The following is a 20,008-nucleotide window of genomic DNA, read 5'->3' on the forward strand; positions in this document are numbered from 1 at the left end:
GCTTGCAGAAAAGACGGAGCCGCCGGCGGGCGGCGAGAAGGAAGGACACGCGCATGGATCTCGGATTGACCGGCCGCAAGGCCATCGTCTGCGCCTCGAGCCGGGGGCTCGGGCGCGGCTGCGCCGAAGCCCTCGCCGAAGCGGGCTGCGACCTCGTCGTCAACGGGCTCGACGCGGACCGGCTGGCGCGCACCGCCGAGGAGATCGGCGCGCGCTTCGGCGTCTCCGTCACCCCGGTCGCCGCGAACGTCTCGACGCGCGAGGGCCAGGCCGCCCTTTTCGAGGCCTGCCCGGAGCCGGACATTCTCGTCAACAACAACGGCGGACCGCCGCGCCGCGACTATCGCGAGCTCGACCGCGAGGCGATGATCGACGGCGTCATCCAGAACATGATCTCGCCCATCGAGATGATCCAGCAGGTGGCCGACGGCATGGCGGCGCGCGGCTTCGGGCGCATCGTCAACATCACCTCGATCACCGTGCGCATGCCGCTCGAGGGGCTCGACCTTTCGAGCGGCGCGCGCGCCGGGCTGACGGCCTTCCTCGCCGGCGTGGGACGCACCTATGCCCGGAACAACGTGACGGTGAACAACCTGCTGCCCGGCAAGATGGACACCGACCGGCTGCGCGGCGGCCTGGAACGCGCGGCCGAACAGGCCGGCACCAGCGTCGCGGCGGCGCGCGCGCGACAGGAAGGGGAAATCCCGGCCGGACGCTTCGGCACGGCGGAGGAGTTCGGCCGGATCTGCGCCTTCTACTGCTCCGCCCACGCGGCCTATATCACGGGCCAGAACGTGCTGGTCGACGGCGGCCTCTACCCGGCGGCCTTCTGACGCGGGACGCCAGAAAAACGGCCGGCGACGACCTCCGCCGGCCTTGATCTGCCGGCAAAGGAGGGGCGCGTTTCTCCGCATCCTCCCGGACGCAGGCGAAGCCGGAGATCCGGGATCGGAGAGCCAAGGAGCGAGCGACCCCGCACCCTGGAAAGCCGTGCCTCCCCGGTCCCGGATCGTCGCAGGCGCGACGTCCGGGAGGACGCCCCGGGCGGCTTTATCACCGAAAGGGCCGGCGGATCGCTCCGCCGGCCCTTTCGGGACTTGTTTCAGCCCTTCAGATCAAGACCCTCGTGGGATCAATACCCGCGGGCGTTCGCCTCGGCGCGCGCATGCGGCCCGCCCCAGCGGTAGCGCATCGAGGCGGAGACGATGTTCACGTTCGCATCCACATTCGAGGAATAGCTTCCAAGCGCCGGCTTGTAGTCCTGGTGGCCGGGCACGATGTTCACCTTCGTATCCGCGGTGTGGATGTAGGTGTAGCCGAGGTCGAGCGAGAGGTTTTCGAAGACCTCGTAGCTGGCACCGGCGGAGAACCAGTAGCGGTCGTTGTCCGGAAGCCGAGTCGAGCGGATCGACTCGTCAATCGGCGACATCTCATAGGCGAAGCCCGCGCGCAGCGTCAGATCCTCGGTGACGTCGTATTCGCCGCCCACCGAGAAGAACCAACCGTCGTCGTAGTTGAACGGCAGCGGCGTCGAGGCGACACCGGGAACGAGCGGCACCACCACCGGCGTCTTCAACCGGCTCCAGTTGGTCCACTCGACCGTGCCCAGCACGCGGAACGCATCGGTCACCCGCTGCTTGACGGAGAGGTTCACCATGTCGGGCGTCTTGAGCCGGGCGCGGATCGGGGCGATCCCGGCCGGCGAAAACTGCTGACCGTCCAGCTCATGCATCACCATGGACCGGTAACCGACGCCGATCTCCGTGCCCTCGAACGGCTTGACCGTCACACCGGCCGTGACGCCGAAGCCGATATCCTCGCCCACGAGCCCCGCCGTCGGAAAGCCCGGCACATTGGGCACCGCCTGCTTGAGCGCGACCGCGAAGTGCTGGATCTGGAGCCCCAACGCCACGGAGATCATGTCGTTGACCTCATAGGCGATGGTCGGGGTCACATTGATCGACATCGCCTTGGAGGAGCGCGAGTAGAACTGTCCGGCCCAATTGTCCGTCGGCTTGGTGGAGAGACCGAAGGGCGCATTCACCGACACGCCGAACACCGCCCGGTCGTTCAGCCGATAGGCAACATAGCTTGCGGGCACGAAGGCATCATTGCCCACGTCGCCCGACGGCACCGAGCTGTTCGGCAGCACCACGCCGAAGGGGGGAAGCGGCACGCCGTTCGACGTGAAGGTTCCGTCCATCTCCGCCTTCGGCACGACGATCGTATTGTGCGCCTCGATCGTCCATCCCTCGCCGGCCCCGGTCAGCGTCGCCGGATTCCAGAACATCGACGAGATCGACGGCCCGGTTGTGCCATATCCGGCGAAAGACATCCCCTGGTAGTAGGAACTCTGCTCACGCAGTGCAAAACCGCCCGCCAGCGCGTTGTTTGCAGTCATCGAGACGGCAAGCGCCGTCATCGAAAGAAGTGCCGCCTTGACCTTGTACCCCATAAGCGACGTCAACCTCCCCACTGTGTGTTGTGGCCCGTAGAGCGGACCCAGCCATTACGTTTAGGGAAGATGTACCGTTGCGCCTGAGGGAGGCAACAGCCTCTTTCTCAGGCCGCAAACGATGACGCAGTGCAGCAATTTCATCTTTCGAATGGTGACGTTGCGACACCCGACCGCGCAGGATCGTCGCGCTGCGCGCAAACCGGGTATTTTGTATCAGTTTTTTAACGTAGACGGCGCGTCGCGCACGAATGCACATTTTCTAGGCAGGCGCGACATTTGCGCCCGGCGATTTTGTTTTCTGAAGGAAGTTGCAGGAATGTCACGGTCGGCGGCGGAGGACTCAGTGAGTCACTCCGCCGCCCGGGGCAGAGCCGGCGCGGGGTCCGGTGTGCGCTCTGCCGTGTCGGTGTCCGGATCGGATGCCTTGCCGGCCGTCGTCTCCGTCGGGTTTTCGCGTGCCCGTGCCAGGGAGGGGGGCGTGGAGGCGGCCTCCAGCTCCGCATCGCTCTTGTCGAGCCGCTTGCGGAACCACAGGGCGTAGAGGGCCGGGAGAAAGACCAGCGTCAGCACCGTGGCGATGGTGAGACCGCCGATCATCGAGATCGCCATCGGCCCCCAGAAGATGTTGGTCGTCAGGGGGATGAAGGCGAGCACGGCGGCCAGCGCGGTGAGGATCACCGGCCGGGCGCGGCGCACGGTGGATTCCACGATGGCCGTGCGCATGGTGGCCCCGGCCTTCAGGTCGTGCTCGATCTGGTCGGCGAGGATCAGCGTGTTGCGCATCACCATGCCGCCCAGCGCGATCACCCCGAGGATCGCCACGAACCCGAAGGGCGCGTCGGCGATCAGCAGCGCCGCCACCGCGCCGACGAGGCCGAGCGGAAACGTCAGGAAGACCAGGATCATCTTCGAGAAGGAGTGCATCTGCAGCATGATCAGCATGGCCATGGCGAGCAGCATCACCGGAAAGACCTTGGCGAGCGCCGTGTTGGCCTTGGCCGATTCCTCCGCCGCGCCGCCGGCGTCGATCCGGTAGCCGGGGGCAAGCTCCGCCTCGATGGCCGCCATCTCCGGCAGGAGCTCGGCGGTGACGTCGGGGGCCTGCACGCCGGTGATCACATCGGCCCGCACGGTGAGCACGGTCTCGCGGTTGCGTCGCCACAGGATCGGTTCTTCCGAGACATATTCGATCCGCGCGACCTGCGAGACGGGGATCGCCCGCCCGCCGCGCACGTTGATCACCAGATCGCCGATATCGCCGAGCGCGGCGCGTTCCGCCTCGCGCGCCCGCACCACCACGCCGACCGCATGCCGCCCCTCGCGCAGGCGCGTCACCTCGACGCCGGACAGAAGCGCCTGCAGCGACTGGCCGATTTCCTGGGTGGACAGGCCGAGGGCACGGGCCCGTTCCTGATCGACCTCGAGACGGACGGATTTCACCTTCTCGCCCCACTTGAGCTCGGTGTTGCGCGTCGCCGGATGCGCCCGCATCGTCTCGCGCACCCTTGCCGCGATCGCGCGCACCTCGTCGCGGTCCGGACCGACGACGCGAAACTGCACCGGATAGCCGACGGGGGGCCCAAGCTCCAGCTTGTTCGCCCGCCCGCGCACCGCGCCCTCGGCCTGCTCGAAGCGCGCGCGCAATTGCTCCACCAGACGCGTGGTGTGATCGCCGCCCTTCGACTGGACCAGGATCAGCGCGTAGCTCGGATTGGGCAGTTCCGGATTGTAGGCGAGGAAGAAGCGCGGCGCGCCGGCGCCGATGTAGGTGGTGAAATAGTCGACGTCGGGACTCTCGGCGAGCCAGGCCTCCAGCTTGCGCGCCTCGCGTTCGGTCGCGGCGAAGGACGCGCCCTCCGGCCCCTTCAGCTCGACCAGCACCTCGGGCCGCGAGGAATTGGGGAAGAACTGCTTCTTGACGAAGCCCATGCCGTAGCCGGCCGTCGCCAGCAGCGCCAGCGTGATCAGCACGACGGGCAGGCGAAAGCGCACGGCCGCCGACACGAAGCGGCGGAATCGCTCGTACCCCCGGGTGCGATAGATCGCGTCCTCGTCGACGTCGCCGCGTTCGGCCGCATGGGCCTCCAGCGATTTCGGCAGCAGCTTGAGCCCGAGGTAGGGCGTGAAGACCACCGCGACGATCCAGGAGATCAGCAGCGCGGAGGTCACCACCCAGAAAATGCCGCCGGCATATTCGCCGGCCGCCGACTGGGCGAAGCCCACGGGGAGAAAGCCCGCCGCCGTCACCAGCGTACCCGACAACATCGGAAAGGCGGTGGATTCCCAGGCATAGGAGGCCGCGCGGACGCGATCCCACCCCTGCTCGATCTTCACCACCATCATCTCGATGGCAATGATCGCATCGTCCACCAGAAGACCCAGCGACAGGATCAGCGCGCCGAGCGAAATGCGCTCCAGATCGATGCCGAGCAGCAGCATGACGACGAAGGTGCCACCCAGCGTCAACGGCACCGACAGCGCCACGATGATGCCGGTGCGAAAGCCGAGCGACAGGAAGGACACCAGAAGCACGATGGAGATCGCGGCGACGAACTTCAGCAGGAATTCGCCGATCGCCTCCTCGACCACCTCGGGCTGGTTGGAGACCTGATGCAGCTCGGCGCCGACCGGCAGCCGGGCACGGATCTCGTCGGCCTTGACCGCCAGCCGTTCGCCCAGCTCCAGCACGTTGCCGCCCTCCGACATGGCGATGCCGAGCATGATGGCGTCCTGGCCGTTGTAGCGGGCAAGATAACTCTGCGGGTCCGAAATGCCGCGCCGCACGGTGGCGATATCGCCGAGCCGCAGCGTTTCGTCGCCGACCTTGACGGGCACGGCGGCCACTGCCGCGACCCCGCCGAGCCGGCCGCTGACGCGCACCTGCACGGTCTCGCTCGGCGTGTCGACGGAGCCGGACGGCACCACGGCGTTCTGGTCCGCCAGCGCCTCGAAGATGGCCGCGGCGGGAATGCCGAGCGTCGCCAGCTTGGCGTAGGAGATCTCGACGAAAATCTTCTGGTCCTGCTCGCCGAAGAGCTGGACCTTCTCCACGCCGGGAACGGCGAGGAAGCTCTGCCGGGCCATTTCCGCGAGATCGGAGAACTCCACCCAGCGCACGTCGTCGACGGTGAGCGCGTGGACCTGCACGTAGACGTCGGAATATTCGTCGTTGAAGAAGGGACCGCGCACGTCCGGCGGCAGATCCGCGCGAATGTCGCCGACCTTCTTGCGCACCTGGTACCACAGGTCCTCCACGTCCCTCGGCGGCGTGTCGTCGCGCAGCACGATCTGCGTCGCCATGAAGCCGGGGCGGGTGTAGGTCTCCAGCCGCCCCAGATAGGGCAGCGTCTGCAGCCGGGTCTCGACCCTGTCGGCGACCTGATCCTGCATCTCCTGCGCGGTCGCGCCGGGCCAGGCGGCGGTCACGACCATCACCTTGACCGTGAAGGCCGGATCCTCGTTGCGCCCGAGATTGCCATAAGCCCAGATGCCGGCCGCCGCCGTCACCAGAATGAAGAACAGGACGAGCGTCTGATGGCGCAGCGCCAGCGCGGAGAGGTTGAAGCCGCTCATCGCGCCGCTCCCATCACCACCGGGCCGGTCTCGTCGCGCAGCTCGACGCGCACCTTGCGGGTCTCGTCCAGCCGATGCGCCCCGAGGCTCACCACATGCGCGCCGAGCGGCAGATCGCCGGTGACGATGGCATGCGCGGCGTCGAAGCGCACCACCGCGACGGGCACGGCCGTGACCTGCGTCTCCCCGGGTTCGGCCCGCCAGACATGCGCCGCCTCGCCCCGGTACCACACCGCCGACAGCGGCACGGCCACCCCTTCCGTCGCCGCCTCGGGCGACAGATGCACGGTCGCCGTCATGCCGAGACGGGCGACATCCTGCGCGCCCTCGATGGCGAAGCGCGCGGTGAAGGTCCGCGCCTCACGGTCGGCCTGCGGCGAGAGCTCGCGCAGGGTCGCGGGGAACGCGCGTTCGGGCGCCGCCCAAAGCGTCACGGTCGCCTTTGCGCCGGCGACGTCGGCGATATGCGCCTCGGGGATCGCGACTTCCGCCTCCGGGGCGTCGGTGCGCGCCATGCGGATCACCGGCTGGCCGAGTGCAACGACCTCGCCCGGCTCGGCCAGCACGGAGGTCACGACGCCCTCGGCATCGGCCCGCAGGACCGCGTAGGCCAGCTGGTTTTCCGCCAGACGGCGGCGTTCGCGGGCCGCCTTCAGCGTCTCGGAGGCCGCATCGGCGGCCGCCTGCGCCCGGTCGAGCGCGGCCTGGCTGACATGGCCCTTGTCCTTGAGCGCGGCCACCCGCGTCAGATCGTCCGCGGAGCGCTCGGCCTCGGCCCGGGCGGCGCGCTCGCGGGCCGTTTCGGCGCTGAGCGTGGCCTCGAGGTCGGACGGGTCGAGACGCGCGATCACCGCGCCCGGCGCGACGGGATCGCCAACGTCGACCAGCCGGGCGGACAGCTTGCCCCCGACGCGGAAAGCGAAGGGCACATCGGAGCGCGCGCGGATCGTGCCGGGATAGGACAGGCGCCGCGCGGGCGGCGCCTCCACCGCCTCGACCCAGACCGTGCGCGGCTCCGACACCTGCCCCGCGTCGCCGCCCGGCTCCGGCTGACAGGCGGCAAGCCCCACGGCGAGACTGGCGGCAAGCAGCGCGGCCAGCGGCCGTCGCGATGGGCCACCGCGGTGCTCGCGCGGATCAGCGACGTCGGGCCTCGACCGGTCGGACATCGCAGGGTCCAGCACAGGGTGCGACGCACCGGGCATCGAAGAGCGAAGCGGGGAAGGCATCGGATCAGACCTCGCGGTGTCCTCAGGATCGGTCCCGCGCGACATGAGGGCGCGATTGGGGGGACGGGTGCGAATGCGCATCGGGCCGGTCGACCGCGACGCTGACGCCTCGTCAATATGAGGGCGTTATGACGATTGTCAAGAAACGTCAGAGAATATATATCAGACATCAGGCGTTGACCGGCCGCGCGGCACTCCCCATTCTCCGGTAAGGCGGAGGTGGGAGACCGGCGCAGGCGAAGGAGGCAAGGCGCCGGATCCCGGTGGCGGACGACACGGCCGCCGGCCGTGGTCCTCGGGATGTCTGCCGGCATTGCGGCCGGCGCATGCCCGGGATCCTGCCTCGCACCATGCCGGCAAACTATGCGTCCGGCAGGACATGGCACTTGGCTGGACGTTCAGCGCGCGACAACGGCGCGCGGACAGGAGAGGAAACGAGGCCCGCTCGCATGACCGACATTCTGGCGACGGAAAAAGGGACCAACGATCAGGCGGCGACCCGCGACGGCACCACCAGTGCCGCCGCGCAGGAGACGCGCCGACGGATCGTGGAAACGGCGAACGAGCTGTTTCACGTCTACGGCTATCAGAAGACGACGGTTGCCGACATCGCCCGCGAGCTCGGCATGTCGCCGGCCAATGTCTATCGCTTCTTCGCCTCCAAGGCGGATCTGACGCGCGCCGTCACGGGTCTGGTGACCGCGGACCTGCGCGCCGTGATGACGGGCGGGACGGGCGAGGCCGACCTGAGCCCGGGCGAGCGGCTGCGGGCCATGGTGCGCCGCCACTTCCATCACATGCGCGAGCGCTACGCCGACAATCGCAAAATCCACGATCTGCTCGAGGCGGCGATGGAGGAAGCCTGGGACGAGATCGAGACCCACAAGGCGGCCATGCGCGCAAGCTTCGGCGCCGTGATCGCCGAGGGCATCGCCTCGGGCGACTTCGCCGAACAGGATCCGGAGACGGCGGCGATGCTGTTCCAGCATTCGCTGATCATGTTCTTCCACCCGGCGCTGGTCGCCCAGTCCTGCCGCTGCCTGCCGGAAGGGCATCAGGATCGTCTGTTCGAGCCGATGGTGGATTTCGCCCTCGCAGCCCTGCGCGACGGGCGTTTTCGCGAACTTCCCGACGACCTCAAGCATCCGCCCGCGTCCTGACCCTCGCGCCTGCGAAAGGACCCCGACACGCCGCCGGACATGCCGCCGGTGTCAGCCGTCGCGCCCTTCGAGGAACCAGCGCGTGGTCGCCCGGCTCCACGGCCTGAGCTTGTTCATGCAGCGGAAATAGCTCTTGTAGACGTCGCGCTCCAGACCGCCGGCCTCGGCATAGCCGTTGACCACGTCGCCGGCCGTGGCGCGCAGCGCCTCGAGCACCGGCGGGGGATAGCGGCGCACCTCAACGCCGTCCTCCGTGGTGAGCAGATGCAGCGCCTCGGCGTTGCGCCAGTCGCCCTCCGCCATCGACGCCAGCGTCTCCGCCCGGCACGCCGCCTGCACGATCGCCTTGAGGTCGTCCGCCAGCCCGTCGAAGGCCACCGCATTGACCAGCGCCTCGCTCAGGCCGTTGGGCTCGTGAAACCCCGGCGCATAATAGAGCTTCGCCACGTCCTGGAAGCCGAGCGCCCGGTCGTCGGCCGGCCCGAGAAACTCCGCCGCCTCGATCAGCCCGCTGCGCAGGGACGACACGAGTTCGCCCGGCGGCAGCGACACCGGCGTCGCGCCGAGCCGGCGCATGACTTCGCCGCCAAGCCCCGGCATGCGGACCTTCAGATCCCTGAAATCCTCCGGCGTCGCGACGGGCCGGGTGAACCAGCCGCCCATCTGCGCCCCGCTGTTGCCGCCCATGAAGGGACGCACGCCATAGGGCTCGTAAAGCTTGACCCAGAGCTCCTGCCCGCCGGCCTGCTCGATCCAGGTGACGTGCTCATGGGGCATCAAGCCGAAGGGAATGGCGGTGAAGAAGACCGCGGCGGGCATGCGCTCCTGCCAGTAGGCGGAGGCCGCGTGCCCCATCTGCGCCGTGCCGGAGGACACCGCATCGAAGACCTGCCCCGCCGGCACGAGTTCGTTGACGGGAAACAGGCGCACCCGCATGCGGCCGTCGCTCATCTCCGCGATCGCATCGCAGATGCGTTGCGCGGAGCGGCCCGGACCCGGCAGGTCCGCCGGCCAGGCGGTCGCCATCTTCCATTCGATCGTCGGCTGCGCGATCGCCGGCCGCGCAAGTCCGGCCACGGCCGAGGCCCCGACGACGCCCAGCGCGGCCCGCCGCGACAGGCCACCGCCGGCCGACCCGGACGCCTCCCGACGCTGCGTCGCGCCCGGCGTCTCGGTTCCTGTGCCCCGGCGGCTCGTCATGCCTCACACTTCCAGTTCGTTGCGATACGGCTTCAGTTCGGCGCGGCCTGCGCCGGTCGGATCGCCCACCTCGGCCGGCGCGCTGCGGATGGCGTGTCCGGCCGGGCACTTCTGCCCTGCGCGCGCCCTCGATCCCGTCTTTGCAGGTTCGACGATGGGCCGCAACTTCGCAAGTGCGCGATCATTAAAGTTTTCCAATGTTCACCGGCGTGTTCACGCAGAAGTTCCCGCAAGGGCGCCCCTTGCCCGCGGACGGCACTTCCGCTTCACTCGCCCGAAGGCGCGACTCGCGCACGCCCCCGCAGCGGAGAGTTTCATGGTTCCCTTTTTCGTGATGATCAAATGCCACCTCGGCAAGGCCTATCAGGTCGCCAATGCCATCGCCGACGCCGAGATCGCCTCCGAGATCTATTCGACCGCCGGCGATTACGATCTTCTGGTCAAGTTCTATGTCGACGACGATGCCGACATCGGACACTTCGTGAACGAGAAGGTCCACCCCTTCGACGGCATCCTCGACACCAAGACCATCATCACCTTCAAGGCGTTCTGACCCTTCAAGGCCTTCTGGCGCCGGCCTGCGCGCCAACGGCGCGACTCACGCCTTGGACGGCGTGGTGGTGCGCCGCTCCTTCGAGCGGTCGAGCCCGAGCCGGCTCTCGCGATAGATGACGAAGACCCCGGCGCCGATGACGAAGACGGCGCCGATCAGCACCTCGATGGTCGGCAGTTCCGCGAAGACCGCCCAGCCGACGATCACCGTCCACAGCATCGTCGTATAGTCGAAGGGCGCGATGGTCGACGCATCCGCATAGCGATAGCTCTGGGTCAGCAGGATCTGCCCCACGCCGCCGAAGAGGCCGATGGACACCAGCATGATCGCGTCGCCCGCGTCCGGCACCACCCAGCCGAAGGGCGCCGTCATCAGCGCCAGCACGGCGGTCACCCAGGCAAACCAGATGACGATGGTCGAGGTCCGTTCCGTGTTTGTCAGCCGCCGCACCGTGATCATCGCCAGCGCCATGAACACCGCAGCGCCGAAGGCGAACCCCGCCCCCACCGCCGTGTCCCGCGACGCCTCGCCCGCCCCCAGATGCGGCGACAGGATGATCATGATCCCTGCGAAACCGACGGCGACCGCCGTCCAGCGGTAGATCCGCACCCGCTCCTTCAGAATCAGCGCCGCGAAGACCACCGTGATCAGCGGCGCGGAAAAGCTGATCGCCGTCGCGTCGGGCAACGGCAGGCGCGCGAGTGCCGCGAACCACATGGCCATCGCCGATCCGCCGACGATGGCGCGGCCGATGTGCCCGAAGGGCCGCCGGGTCAGAAACACGCCCGGCCCCTCGCCGCGCCACCAGACCATGATGAGCACCGGGATGAGGCCGAAGAAACTGCGCGCGAAGATCACCTCGCCGACCGGATAGCGCCCGTCCAGCAGTTTCACCAGCGCCACCATGCCGGTGAAGACGAGCGCCGAGCCCACCTTCAGGGCGATGCCGAGACCGGGATTGTAGGCGTTGAGATCGGCGGCGGGCGACGCGGAGGTCGCGGGGGGCGCATCGGCGCGCGTGCGGGACATGAACCGGCTTTCGGGCAGGAGTTTCGGAATGTGTATTCGGGCAGGCGTGCTGCGGAGCGGGCCGGCGCGACACCGCGCGCGGTGCCCGATCCTAAGGACTCCTGACAATTTATATGATGAATGTATGAAGCCGAAGTGCCGGTTCGGCAAGTCTTGCGTGCGTGCAGCGCATGCCCTGCACGCAGGCCAAGGCACGGCCGCCCCCGGCACACCTCATGGAACCGCAGGAATGGGGCCGGGGGAACGGGGGCCGGGGGACGCCTGACGGTCGGGCCGGGACCGCGCGGCCGATCAGGACCGCGCGGCGGCGATGGCCTGCCACACGCGGAACGGCGTGGCCGGCATGTCGATATGCTGGACGCCCGCGCCGCGCCGCAGCGCGTCGTTGACCGCATTCATCACCGCCGGGCAGCCGCCGATGGTGCCGGCCTCGCCCGCCCCCTTGATGCCAAGCGCATTGGTGGTCGATGGCACATTGTGAGTCTGGAAACGGAAGTCCGGAATATCGGCGGCGCGCGGCATCTGGTAGTCGAGGAAGGAGGCGGTCACCAGCTGCCCGTCCTCGTCGAACACCGTGTGCTCCATCAACGCCTGCCCGATGGCTTGCACCGCCCCGCCGTGCACCTGTCCGGCGAGCAGCAGCGGGTTCACGGTGACGCCGAAGTCGTCGACGATCACATAGTCGACGATCCGCGTGTCGCCGGTCTCGGGATCGATCTCCACCTCGCAGACATGCGTGCCGTTGGGATAGGTTGCCTCCGCCTGCTTGACCGCCTCGCGGCCCGACAGGGGCTCGGGCGCCGCTGCGGCGATCTCGGCAAGCGTCACCGCCCGGTCGGTGCCCACGACGCGCACCGCGCCGTCCATGAGCTCCAGATCCTCGACCCCCGCCTCCAGCTTGTCGGCGGCGAGATCCTTGATCTTCTTGACCAGCGATTTCGACGCCTCGAGCACCGACGGCAGACCGATGGGGATCGAGCGCGATCCGCCCGTTCCCCCGCCCCGGCGCACCCGGTCGGTATCGCCCTGGATCATGGTGATCGCATCGAGGTCGACGCCGAACTGCTCGGCGATGATCTGGCCGTAGGCGGTGGCGTGGCCCTGGCCGTTCGACTGGGTGCCGATCAGCAGCGTCAGCGAGCCGTCCTGCCCCAGTTCCACCGTGGCCTCCTCCGAGCCGGCGAAGGCGCAGGCCTCGATGTAGGTCGCAAGGCCGATGCCGCGATAGAGCCCCCGCTCGGCCGCGGCTTGCGCGCGCGCCTCGAAGCCGTCCCAGTCCGCCGTCTTCAGCGCGATGTCCATATGCGCGGCGAAATCGCCGGTGTCGTACATCCGCCCGGTCGGCGTGGTGTAGGGCAGATTTTCCGGCGGGATGAAATTGCGCCGCCGGATCTCCGCCGGCGCCAGGTCCATCTCGGCCGCCGCCCTGTCCACCAGCCGCTCCAGCACATAGGCCGCCTCGGGCCGTCCGGCCCCGCGATAGGCGTCGGTCGGGATCGTGTTGGTGTAGACGCCCTTGAGCTTGGCATGCAGGGCGGGAATATCATAGAGGCCCGTCGACATGGTCATGCCGATGTTGGGAATGAACGGCCCGTACTGGTGCAGATAGGCGCCCATCGCAGCGACGAGATCGATGCGCAGACCGAGGAACCGGCCGGTCTCGTCCATGGCGACCTCGGCCGCCGTGACATTGTCGCGCCCGTGCGCGTCGGCCAGGAAATGCTCCGTGCGCTCGCTGACCCATTTGACCGGCACGCCGAGCCGCTTCGCCGCGACCAGCGCCAGCGGATACTCGGGATAGACGAAATTCTTGGTGCCGAACCCGCCGCCGACATCGGGCGTGATCACCCGGAGATCGGCCGCGTCGATGCCGAGGATGTCGCCGGCGATGACACCGCGCATGCCGTGGCCGCCCTGGGTGCCGGCGGTGAGCGTGTAGCGCCCGCTCGCCGCATCATATTCGCCGATGCAGCCGCGCGGTTCCATGTAGTTGCACACCAGCCGGTTGTTGACGATCTCGATCCGCGTCACGTGATGCGCGGCCTCGAAGGCCTGTCGGGTCGCCTCCGCGTCGCCCATTTCCACGGTGAAGGCGAGGTTCGAGCCCCGCTCCGGCCACACCAGCGGCGCGTCGGGCGCAAGGGCCTGGGCGGTGTCGACGATGGCGTCGAGCGGCTCGTAATCCACCTCGATCAGCTCCGCCGCCGACTTGGCGTTGGCGATCGTGTCGGCCACCACGAAGGCGATCGGCTCGCCGATGTGGCGCACGATGTCGCGCGCCAGCACCGGGCGCGGGGGCACCTCCGCCTTGGTGCCGTCGGGCTGCGTGACATTCGCCTTGGTCGGCATCAGGCCGAGGTCCGTGATGTCGTCGGCCGTCAGGATCAGCGCCACGCCGGGCGCGGCGCGCGCCTCCGACAGATCGCCCAGCGCAATGCGCGCATGCGCCATGGAGGCGCGCAGCACGTGGCAGCGCAGGGCGCCCTCGGGCTGGATGTCGTCGGTGTAGCAACCATGCCCGGTGACAAGCGCAACGTCTTCCTTGCGCCGCACCGGCGCGCCGATGCCGAACTTGCCGGGTGCCATGTCGTTCATGCCGTACGCCTCTTTGAGATGAAGAAAACAGGTAGGACGGATGCGGGAGCGGTCACATACGCATCCCCCGTCCGCATCGCTCCCCGCATCGAGGGTCCGCTGCCCGCACCAAGTGTCCGGACAGCGAATTGACGCGCACTCGAAATCCGTCAAGCCCCATCAAGACCCGCCGCCCTGGCGTCCGCCTGCGGTGACGGCGACGCCCCGGAAGAAACCGCCTCAGGGAAACCGGCGCCGGGATCGGCGGGGAGGACCCGCCGGACCTGACACCGGGGACCAGACCTTAACGGGTCGCCACGCCGCGCGCCAAGCCCCGAAATCGCGCAAGGCCGGCCCCTCTTTTGCCAGACGTCGGGAAAGCGCTATGCTGGACGTGCCCACCCACGCGGCGTCCGCCGCGCAACCAAGCGGTTCTCGTTCATGCTGCCCTCCCCCGCGCGCTCCCGGCTGGCCGAGCGATACGCGGCCGCCGGTGCCCGGCTGTCGCGCCTGCCGGGCAACGTGCGCGGCGCCTTGTGGATGCTGCTGGCCGGTCTGTTTCTCACGGTCATGGTGACGCTGATCAAGCTGCTGGGCCAGCGCCTGCCCGTCGCCGAGATCGTGCTGCTGCGCCAGATCGTGATGGGCGCGATCATCGCGCCGACGATCCTGCGCGGCCTGCCGGGATCGCTCGCGACGAGGTTCCCGCATCTTCACGCCGTGCGCGTGATCTGCGCGGCGGTCGCCATGCTCGCCGGCTTCACCGCCGTGGTGCATCTGCCGCTGGCCGATGCCACGGCCATCGCCTTTTCCAAGACGTTCTTCATCACCATCTTCGCGATCCTGTTCCTCGGCGAGACGGTCGGCCGCCACCGCTGGAGCGCGACCCTCATCGGCTTTCTCGGCGTCATCGTCATCCTGCGTCCGGGCACGGCCGGCATCGATCTCTACGCCGGGCTCGCGGTGGTGAGCGCGGCCGCGGCGGCCGTGGTGATGACCGTCATCCGCAAGCTGTCGCAGCAGGAACGCCCGGTCACCATCCTGACCTATCAGGTGGTCTTCGTCGGCCTGATCATGCTGCCCATCGCGCTGTATGCCTGGGTGCCGCCGACGCTTTCGGAACTGGGCATTCTGGTGGTGGTCGGGATCGTGTCCTGGGCCGGTCAGATGTGCAACATCCGCGCGTTTCGCGCCGGCGAGGCCTCCGCGATCGCCGCCCTCGACTATGTGCGCCTGCTCTATGCGACGCTCATCGGCTTTCTGGTCTTCGGCGACCTTCCGGCGCTGGCGACCTATGCCGGGGCGGCGCTGATCATCGCCGGCTCGCTCTACACCATGTGGCGCGAGACGGTCCTCGGCCGCGAGGTCGCCAGCCGCGACGGCATCCGCCCGGACGGCCCGTGACGCAAGACGCCCTCCCCCGCCGGCCTATCCGCCGTTGAAGAGCGGCGTCCAGATGCCCTCGGTGCGGTAGCCGCCGAGCGCCTCCGCCATGTCGCGGAATGCGGCCGTGCGGGTGAAGGCGACGAGCGCCTGGAACGGCGGCTCGAACCACTCGCGCCGCGCGACCACCAGATCGAAGCGTTCCTCGCACAGCGGCACGAAATCGAGCTTGAACTGATGCGCCGAGGCCTCCAGCCCGAAGGCCGCGTCGGCGCGCCCGTCGAGCACGGCGAGCGCCGCCTCGCGCTCGTCGCGGGCGACCGCCGCGCCACCGTTGGAGGCCTCCTCGGGCGCGATCCCCTCGTCGCCCAGCATGCGGTCCAGCAGCAGCTGGCTGCCGGCCTGCGGCTGGCGCCGCACCACCTTGCGGCCCTGCAAATCGGCAAGCCGGGCGAGCCCCAGCGGATTGCCCGGCGGCACGATGACACCCCGGTTGCGCCACGCCCATTGCACGAGAACGACGGGCTGGAAGCGGAAGCGCCGGGTCACGATGTCCGTGTTCCAGCCCTCGTCCTGGACGACATGCAGGCCGGTTGCGATGCCCTCACCCTGTTCGAACCGGTCGAGCCCGTCGAGACTGCCGTCGAAGAGCGCCGCGAGCCCGGATCCGGACTCGCGCAGCGCCCACTCGAGCAAGGGGTCGTGACTGCCCAGCACCACCGGCGGACGGGCCGCGTCCGGCGACGGCGTCTCGCTGGCGTTGTCGATCCAGGCGAGCACGACGTCGCGAGGAAACAGCAGCTTTCCGGTGGCGCGGGAATGCGGGATCTCGCCGGCCGCCGCCAGATCGTAGATCTTGCGCTCCTTGACGCGAAGCAGGTCCGCCATCTCGCGCGTGGTGAGATAGGTCGGCAGGTCGGCGGTCATGCGGCGCGGGGTCCCGGACTGTGAGAAAGACTGCGAAAAGGCAGGAAGCGGATCGGGCGACAATGCCAAGCCGGCACGCCCGCCGCAAGCACGACGAAGGGCGTGGTGCTGCCGCGCTCCTCACCGCCCGCGCGCACGGCGCCTGCGCCGCCCATGCCAACGCCGCCCGCCGTGCTCACCCGGCGGCCGCCTCGGCCGCCTGGGCGGCGCGCTTCGCCTCTTCCTCCTCGACGAGCTCCTTCTTCGACAGCTTGCCGACCATGGTCTTGGGCAGGCTGTCGCGGAACTCCACCTCATGCGGCATCTCGATCGACGACAGGTGGTCCTTGAGGAAGGTCTTGAGCTCGGTCGCCGTCAGCGCCGTGCCCTCGCGCAGCTTGACGAAGGCCTTGGGCGTCTGCCCCCGGTACTTGTCGGGGATGGCGATCACGATGGTCTCCTCGACCGCCGGATGCTGGTAGATCGCCTCCTCGATGACGCGCGGATAGACGTTGTAGCCCGAGCACAGGATGAGGTCCTTGATGCGGTCGACCAGATAGATGAACCCGTCCGCGTCGCGATAGCCGACGTCTCCGGTGTGCAGCACCCCGTGTTCGAGCGTGCGCGCGGTCTCGTCCGGACGGTTGTAATAGCCGGCCATGACCTGCGGTCCGCTGACCACCAGTTCGCCCTTCTCGCCCTCGGCCACGTCCTTCGTCAGATCCTCCAGATCGCGGAAGCCGACGACCGTGCCCGGCACCGCGAGGCCGATCGATCCGGCCCGGCGGTTCTCGTCGAGCGGATTGGCGGCGACCACGGGCGCGGCCTCGGTCAGCCCGTAGCCCTCCACCAGATAGCATCCGGTCATCGTCTCGAACTGCGTCTTGACCTCGACCGGCAGCGGCGCGCCGCCCGACAGGCACAGCTTGATCGAGGTGAGGTCGTATTTCTTCGTCATCTCCGCGGTGTTGATCGCCGTGTAGATGGTCGGCACGCCGGGAAACAGCGTGATCTGCTTCCGCTTGATGGTGTCGAGCAGCATCTTCAGCTCGAACCGCGGCAGCAGCACCATCTCCGCGCCGAGCACGACGGAGAGGTTCTGCGCCACCGTCATCGCGAAGACGTGGAAGAAGGGCAGCACGCAGAGCATCTTCTCCCTGCCCGGCTCGGCGGCGGAAAAGATCGTGCGCATCTGCTCGATGTTGGCCGACAGATTGGCATGGGTCAGCATCGCGCCCTTGGGCACGCCCGTGGTGCCGCCGGTGTATTGCAGCACGGCGATGTCGGTCAGCGGATCGATCTCCGCGTCGCGCGGCGCCCCGCGCCCCTTCGCCATCACGTCCGCGAAGCGCGGATGCGCGGCGTCCTCGGGGATGCTCGCGCGCTCCTTGCCCTTGAACAGCGTGAACAGCAGCTTCTTGGGCTGCGGCAGGATGTCGGCCATCGGGCAGACGACGATGGTGTCGAGCGCGCCTTCCCGGCGCACCTCCTCCACCTTGTCGTAAATCACCTTGAGGTCGAGCGTGACCATGATCCGCGCGCCGGAATCGCGCGCCTGGAAGGAGATCTCGCGCTCCACATAGAGCGGATTGAAGTTCACCACGATGCCGCCGATGCGCAGCACCGCGAAATAGAACACCGTGTAATAGGGCGTGTTGGGCAGACACAGCCCGACCTTGTCGCCCTTGCCCAGCCCCATCGCCTGCAATCCGGCGGCGACGCGCTGCGACATCGCCCCGATCTCGTCATAGGTCCAGCCGCGCCCGAGAAAATCCATCGCCGGCCGCGACCCGTGATCTCGGATCGCCTCGTCCAGATAGCTGTGCACGGGTTTCGGGCTGAAGGTGGCAAGCCAGGCCTGCGTTTCGGTCACGATGCTCCTCCCTGCATGGTTCTTCGCCGGTCCCTTGTTCCTCCCGGGCCGGCGACCGAAACCATGACCAAAGCTTCCCTTTACGTCAACGTAAAAAGCACCTCCTGATCCGGGTCCGGCTCACCTCAGGATAGGCGAAAGGCGAGGCTGCACCAAGAGCAACCGACCCTGCCGACGTCAGCCGTCCGAAGCCGCGCCCGCCTCCACGAGTTGGAAGCGGTCGACGTCGAACAGGCCCTTGTCGGTGATCTTGAGATGCGGAATCACCGGCAGCGGCAGGAAGGCGACCTGCAGGAAGGGCTCGGGCAGCGTGCAGCCGAGATCGCGCGCGGCGCCGCGCAAGTCTTCCAGCGCATGGCGCACCTCCTCGAAGGGGGCGAGGCTCATCAGCCCGGCGAGCGGCAGGGCGAGCTCCGCCAGCACCTGATCTCCGTCCGCCACGACGAACCCGCCCTGAAGCGCGGCGATCCGGTTAACGGCGGTGGCCATCGACGCATCGTCCGCGCCGACGACGCAGACATTGTGGCTGTCGTGCCCGACCGAGGAGGCGATCGCGCCGCGTTGCAGGCCGAAGCCGGCGACGAAGCCGCGCCCGATGCCGCCGGTCCTGCCGTGACGCTCGACCACGGCGACCTTGGCGATGTCCCCTGCCGGATCGGCGACGGCCGCGCCGTCGCGCTGGGGCAGCGTGCGGGTCAGATGCTCGGTGATGATCCGGCCCGGCACCACGCCGATCACCGCATGCGCATTCGCCGATCCCGCCTCCACGCGAAAGTCTGCGGCCGACAGGGCACGCAGATGCACGCTGGCGAGGCCGATGGGCGCAAGCGGCGGGCGGACCGCGAAGGCGGCCGCATCGGCGACCCGCCCGCCGGCAATCACGCTGGCCACGGCGCAGGTTTCCAGATCGTCGAGCAGCACGAGATCGGCGCGCCAGCCCGGCGCGACCAGCCCCCGGTCGCGCAGGCCGAAGGCGGTGGCCGCCGACCAGCTCGCCGCGCGATAGGCGTCCTGCGGGCGCACGCCTTTCGCGATCAGCCGGCGGATCATGCTGTCGAGATGGCCCTCCTCCGCGATGTCCAGCGGATTGCGGTCGTCGGTGCACAGCGCCACGAAGGAGGCCGTGTCCGGGGTCAGCACCTCGGCGAGCGCATCGAGATCCTTCGAGACCGACCCTTCGCGGATCAGAATGCTCATGCCCTTGGCGAGTTTCTCGCGCGCCTCCTCGGCCGTCGTCGCCTCATGGTCGGTGCGGATGCGCGCGGCGAGATAGCCGTTGAGATCGAGACCGGAGAGCAGCGGCGCATGGCCGTCGATGTGCCCGTCCTGGAAGGCGGCGAGCTTGGCGAGCACCTGCGGATCGCGCGCCAGAACACCCGGAAAATTCATGAATTCCGCCAGACCGATCACCTTGGGATGATCGGCGAGCGGCGCGATGTCGTCGATCTCCAGCCGCGCCCCTGCCGTTTCGAAGGCAGTCGCCGGCACGCAGGAGGAGAGGTTCACGCGCAGGTCCATCACCGTGCGCTCGCTCGCCTCCAGGAAGTAACGGATGCCGTCGACGCCCAGAACATTGGCGATTTCATGCGGATCGCAGATCGCCGTGGTGACGCCGCGCGGCAGCACGCAGCGGTCGAACTCCAGCGGCGTGACGAGGGAGGATTCCACATGCAGATGCGTGTCGATGAAGCCCGGCACGACGATGCGACCGCCGCCGTCGATCTCAGCCCGTCCGTTGTACTGCCCATGCGTGCCGACGATGCGGTCGCCGACGATGGCGATGTCGGTTGCGGTCGTCGACCCGTCGATCACCGAGAAGAGCCGCACGTCGCGCACGACCAGATCGGCCGGCACCTCGCCCCGGCCGGCTGCGATGGCGCGGGCCAGGAACGCCGCGTCGTGCGGCGCGTTTCGCTTCGCTGCACCGGAGGTCTCTTCCATGACGTTGTCGTCTCCCGTCGGCATTCGCATCGCCTGTGTCGATATGAACTGGCGTGAGGTGATGGGTGCTGGTGTGGTCGAAGCCGGGGGAATCATCGCACGCGAACCCCGTCTGCGTCACCCGGTCTC

The 20,008-nt window shown here is 68.6% G+C and carries 13 protein-coding genes; 4 read left to right on the forward strand and 9 right to left on the reverse strand.

Features of this window, described 5'->3' with window-relative positions; translation table 11 throughout:
• The first annotated feature begins 53 nt into the window (after positions 1-53).
• Positions 54-833, forward strand: a complete 780-nt coding sequence (locus ABL312_RS11915; protein WP_349357597.1) for an SDR family oxidoreductase — start codon at positions 54-56, stop codon at positions 831-833.
• A 299-nt stretch (positions 834-1,132) separates the two neighbouring features.
• On the opposite strand, the gene ABL312_RS11920 is transcribed toward ABL312_RS11915, so the two are convergent.
• From ABL312_RS11920 to ABL312_RS11930, 3 genes are all read right to left on the reverse strand, one after another.
• A complete protein-coding gene (locus ABL312_RS11920; protein ID WP_349357598.1) occupies positions 1,133-2,455 on the reverse strand; it encodes an OmpP1/FadL family transporter in 1,323 nt (440 codons plus the stop codon).
• 351 nt (positions 2,456-2,806) lie between these two features.
• A complete protein-coding gene (locus tag ABL312_RS11925; RefSeq protein ID WP_349357599.1) occupies positions 2,807-6,031 on the reverse strand; it encodes an efflux RND transporter permease subunit in 3,225 nt (1,074 codons plus the stop codon).
• Positions 6,028-7,200 (reverse strand): efflux RND transporter periplasmic adaptor subunit, encoded by a 1,173-nt coding sequence (locus ABL312_RS11930; protein ID WP_349357600.1) that lies wholly within the window; start codon positions 7,198-7,200, stop codon positions 6,028-6,030. The genes ABL312_RS11925 and ABL312_RS11930 overlap by 4 nt, the downstream gene beginning before the upstream one ends.
• Before the next feature lie 509 nt (positions 7,201-7,709).
• On the opposite strand from ABL312_RS11930, the gene ABL312_RS11935 reads away from it, so the two are divergent.
• Complete coding sequence (locus ABL312_RS11935) at positions 7,710-8,420, forward strand: TetR/AcrR family transcriptional regulator (protein ID WP_349357601.1); 711 nt, start codon at positions 7,710-7,712, stop codon at positions 8,418-8,420.
• 51 nt (positions 8,421-8,471) lie between these two features.
• On the opposite strand, the gene ABL312_RS11940 is transcribed toward ABL312_RS11935, so the two are convergent.
• Complete coding sequence (locus ABL312_RS11940; RefSeq protein ID WP_349357602.1) at positions 8,472-9,620, reverse strand: TRAP transporter substrate-binding protein; 1,149 nt, start codon at positions 9,618-9,620, stop codon at positions 8,472-8,474.
• A 316-nt stretch (positions 9,621-9,936) separates the two neighbouring features.
• Between ABL312_RS11940 and ABL312_RS11945 the strand changes: the two genes are divergently transcribed.
• Entirely contained in the window at positions 9,937-10,173 is a 237-nt protein-coding gene (locus ABL312_RS11945; RefSeq protein WP_349357603.1) for an Lrp/AsnC ligand binding domain-containing protein, read from the forward strand.
• Positions 10,174-10,218: 45 nt separating this feature from the next.
• Here ABL312_RS11945 and ABL312_RS11950 read toward each other — a convergent pair whose 3' ends face one another.
• Together ABL312_RS11950 and ABL312_RS11955 are read right to left on the reverse strand one after the other, a co-directional pair.
• The gene (locus ABL312_RS11950; RefSeq protein WP_349357604.1) at positions 10,219-11,202 is read right to left on the reverse strand and encodes a DMT family transporter; all 984 of its coding nucleotides are present in this window, start codon (positions 11,200-11,202) and stop codon (positions 10,219-10,221) included.
• Positions 11,203-11,493: 291 nt separating this feature from the next.
• On the reverse strand, positions 11,494-13,797 hold the full coding sequence (locus ABL312_RS11955; protein ID WP_349357605.1) for a xanthine dehydrogenase family protein molybdopterin-binding subunit: 2,304 nt from the start codon (positions 13,795-13,797) through the stop codon (positions 11,494-11,496).
• Between the two features lie 420 nt (positions 13,798-14,217).
• Here ABL312_RS11955 and ABL312_RS11960 point away from each other — a divergent pair, with 420 nt between their 5' ends.
• Positions 14,218-15,180, forward strand: a complete 963-nt coding sequence (locus ABL312_RS11960) for a DMT family transporter (protein ID WP_349357606.1) — start codon at positions 14,218-14,220, stop codon at positions 15,178-15,180.
• A 24-nt stretch (positions 15,181-15,204) separates the two neighbouring features.
• On the opposite strand, the gene ABL312_RS11965 is transcribed toward ABL312_RS11960, so the two are convergent.
• The 3 genes from ABL312_RS11965 to ade form a co-directional block, all read right to left on the reverse strand.
• Entirely contained in the window at positions 15,205-16,086 is an 882-nt protein-coding gene (locus ABL312_RS11965) for a helix-turn-helix transcriptional regulator (RefSeq protein WP_349357607.1), read from the reverse strand.
• Between the two features lie 175 nt (positions 16,087-16,261).
• On the reverse strand, positions 16,262-17,842 hold the full coding sequence (locus tag ABL312_RS11970) for a long-chain fatty acid--CoA ligase (protein ID WP_349361397.1): 1,581 nt from the start codon (positions 17,840-17,842) through the stop codon (positions 16,262-16,264).
• Positions 17,843-18,115: 273 nt separating this feature from the next.
• Positions 18,116-19,879 carry an adenine deaminase gene (gene ade, locus ABL312_RS11975; RefSeq protein ID WP_349361398.1) on the reverse strand — a complete coding sequence of 588 codons (1,764 nt, stop codon included), beginning with the start codon at positions 19,877-19,879 and terminating at the stop codon, positions 18,116-18,118.
• Positions 19,880-20,008 lie beyond the last annotated feature (129 nt).

This window comes from Stappia sp. (genome assembly GCF_040110915.1).
Lineage (GTDB): Bacteria > Pseudomonadota > Alphaproteobacteria > Rhizobiales > Stappiaceae > Stappia.

Bases quoted from the DNA above. Each gene is read 5' to 3' on its own strand.
- ABL312_RS11970 (WP_349361397.1), bottom strand. From the start codon at position 17,842: ATGGATTTTCTCGGGCGCGGCTGGACCTATGACGAGATCGGGGCGATG.
- ABL312_RS11940 (WP_349357602.1), bottom strand. From the start codon at position 9,620: ATGACGAGCCGCCGGGGCACAGGAACCGAGACGCCGGGCGCGACGCAG.
- ABL312_RS11915 (WP_349357597.1), top strand. From the start codon at position 54: ATGGATCTCGGATTGACCGGCCGCAAGGCCATCGTCTGCGCCTCGAGC.
- ABL312_RS11930 (WP_349357600.1), bottom strand. From the start codon at position 7,200: ATGTCCGACCGGTCGAGGCCCGACGTCGCTGATCCGCGCGAGCACCGC.
- ABL312_RS11925 (WP_349357599.1), bottom strand. From the start codon at position 6,031: ATGAGCGGCTTCAACCTCTCCGCGCTGGCGCTGCGCCATCAGACGCTC.
- ABL312_RS11935 (WP_349357601.1), top strand. From the start codon at position 7,710: ATGACCGACATTCTGGCGACGGAAAAAGGGACCAACGATCAGGCGGCG.
- ABL312_RS11955 (WP_349357605.1), bottom strand. From the start codon at position 13,797: ATGAACGACATGGCACCCGGCAAGTTCGGCATCGGCGCGCCGGTGCGG.
- ABL312_RS11920 (WP_349357598.1), bottom strand. From the start codon at position 2,455: ATGGGGTACAAGGTCAAGGCGGCACTTCTTTCGATGACGGCGCTTGCC.
- ABL312_RS11965 (WP_349357607.1), bottom strand. From the start codon at position 16,086: ATGACCGCCGACCTGCCGACCTATCTCACCACGCGCGAGATGGCGGAC.
- ade (WP_349361398.1), bottom strand. From the start codon at position 19,879: ATGGAAGAGACCTCCGGTGCAGCGAAGCGAAACGCGCCGCACGACGCG.
- ABL312_RS11950 (WP_349357604.1), bottom strand. From the start codon at position 11,202: ATGTCCCGCACGCGCGCCGATGCGCCCCCCGCGACCTCCGCGTCGCCC.
- ABL312_RS11945 (WP_349357603.1), top strand. From the start codon at position 9,937: ATGGTTCCCTTTTTCGTGATGATCAAATGCCACCTCGGCAAGGCCTAT.
- ABL312_RS11960 (WP_349357606.1), top strand. From the start codon at position 14,218: ATGCTGCCCTCCCCCGCGCGCTCCCGGCTGGCCGAGCGATACGCGGCC.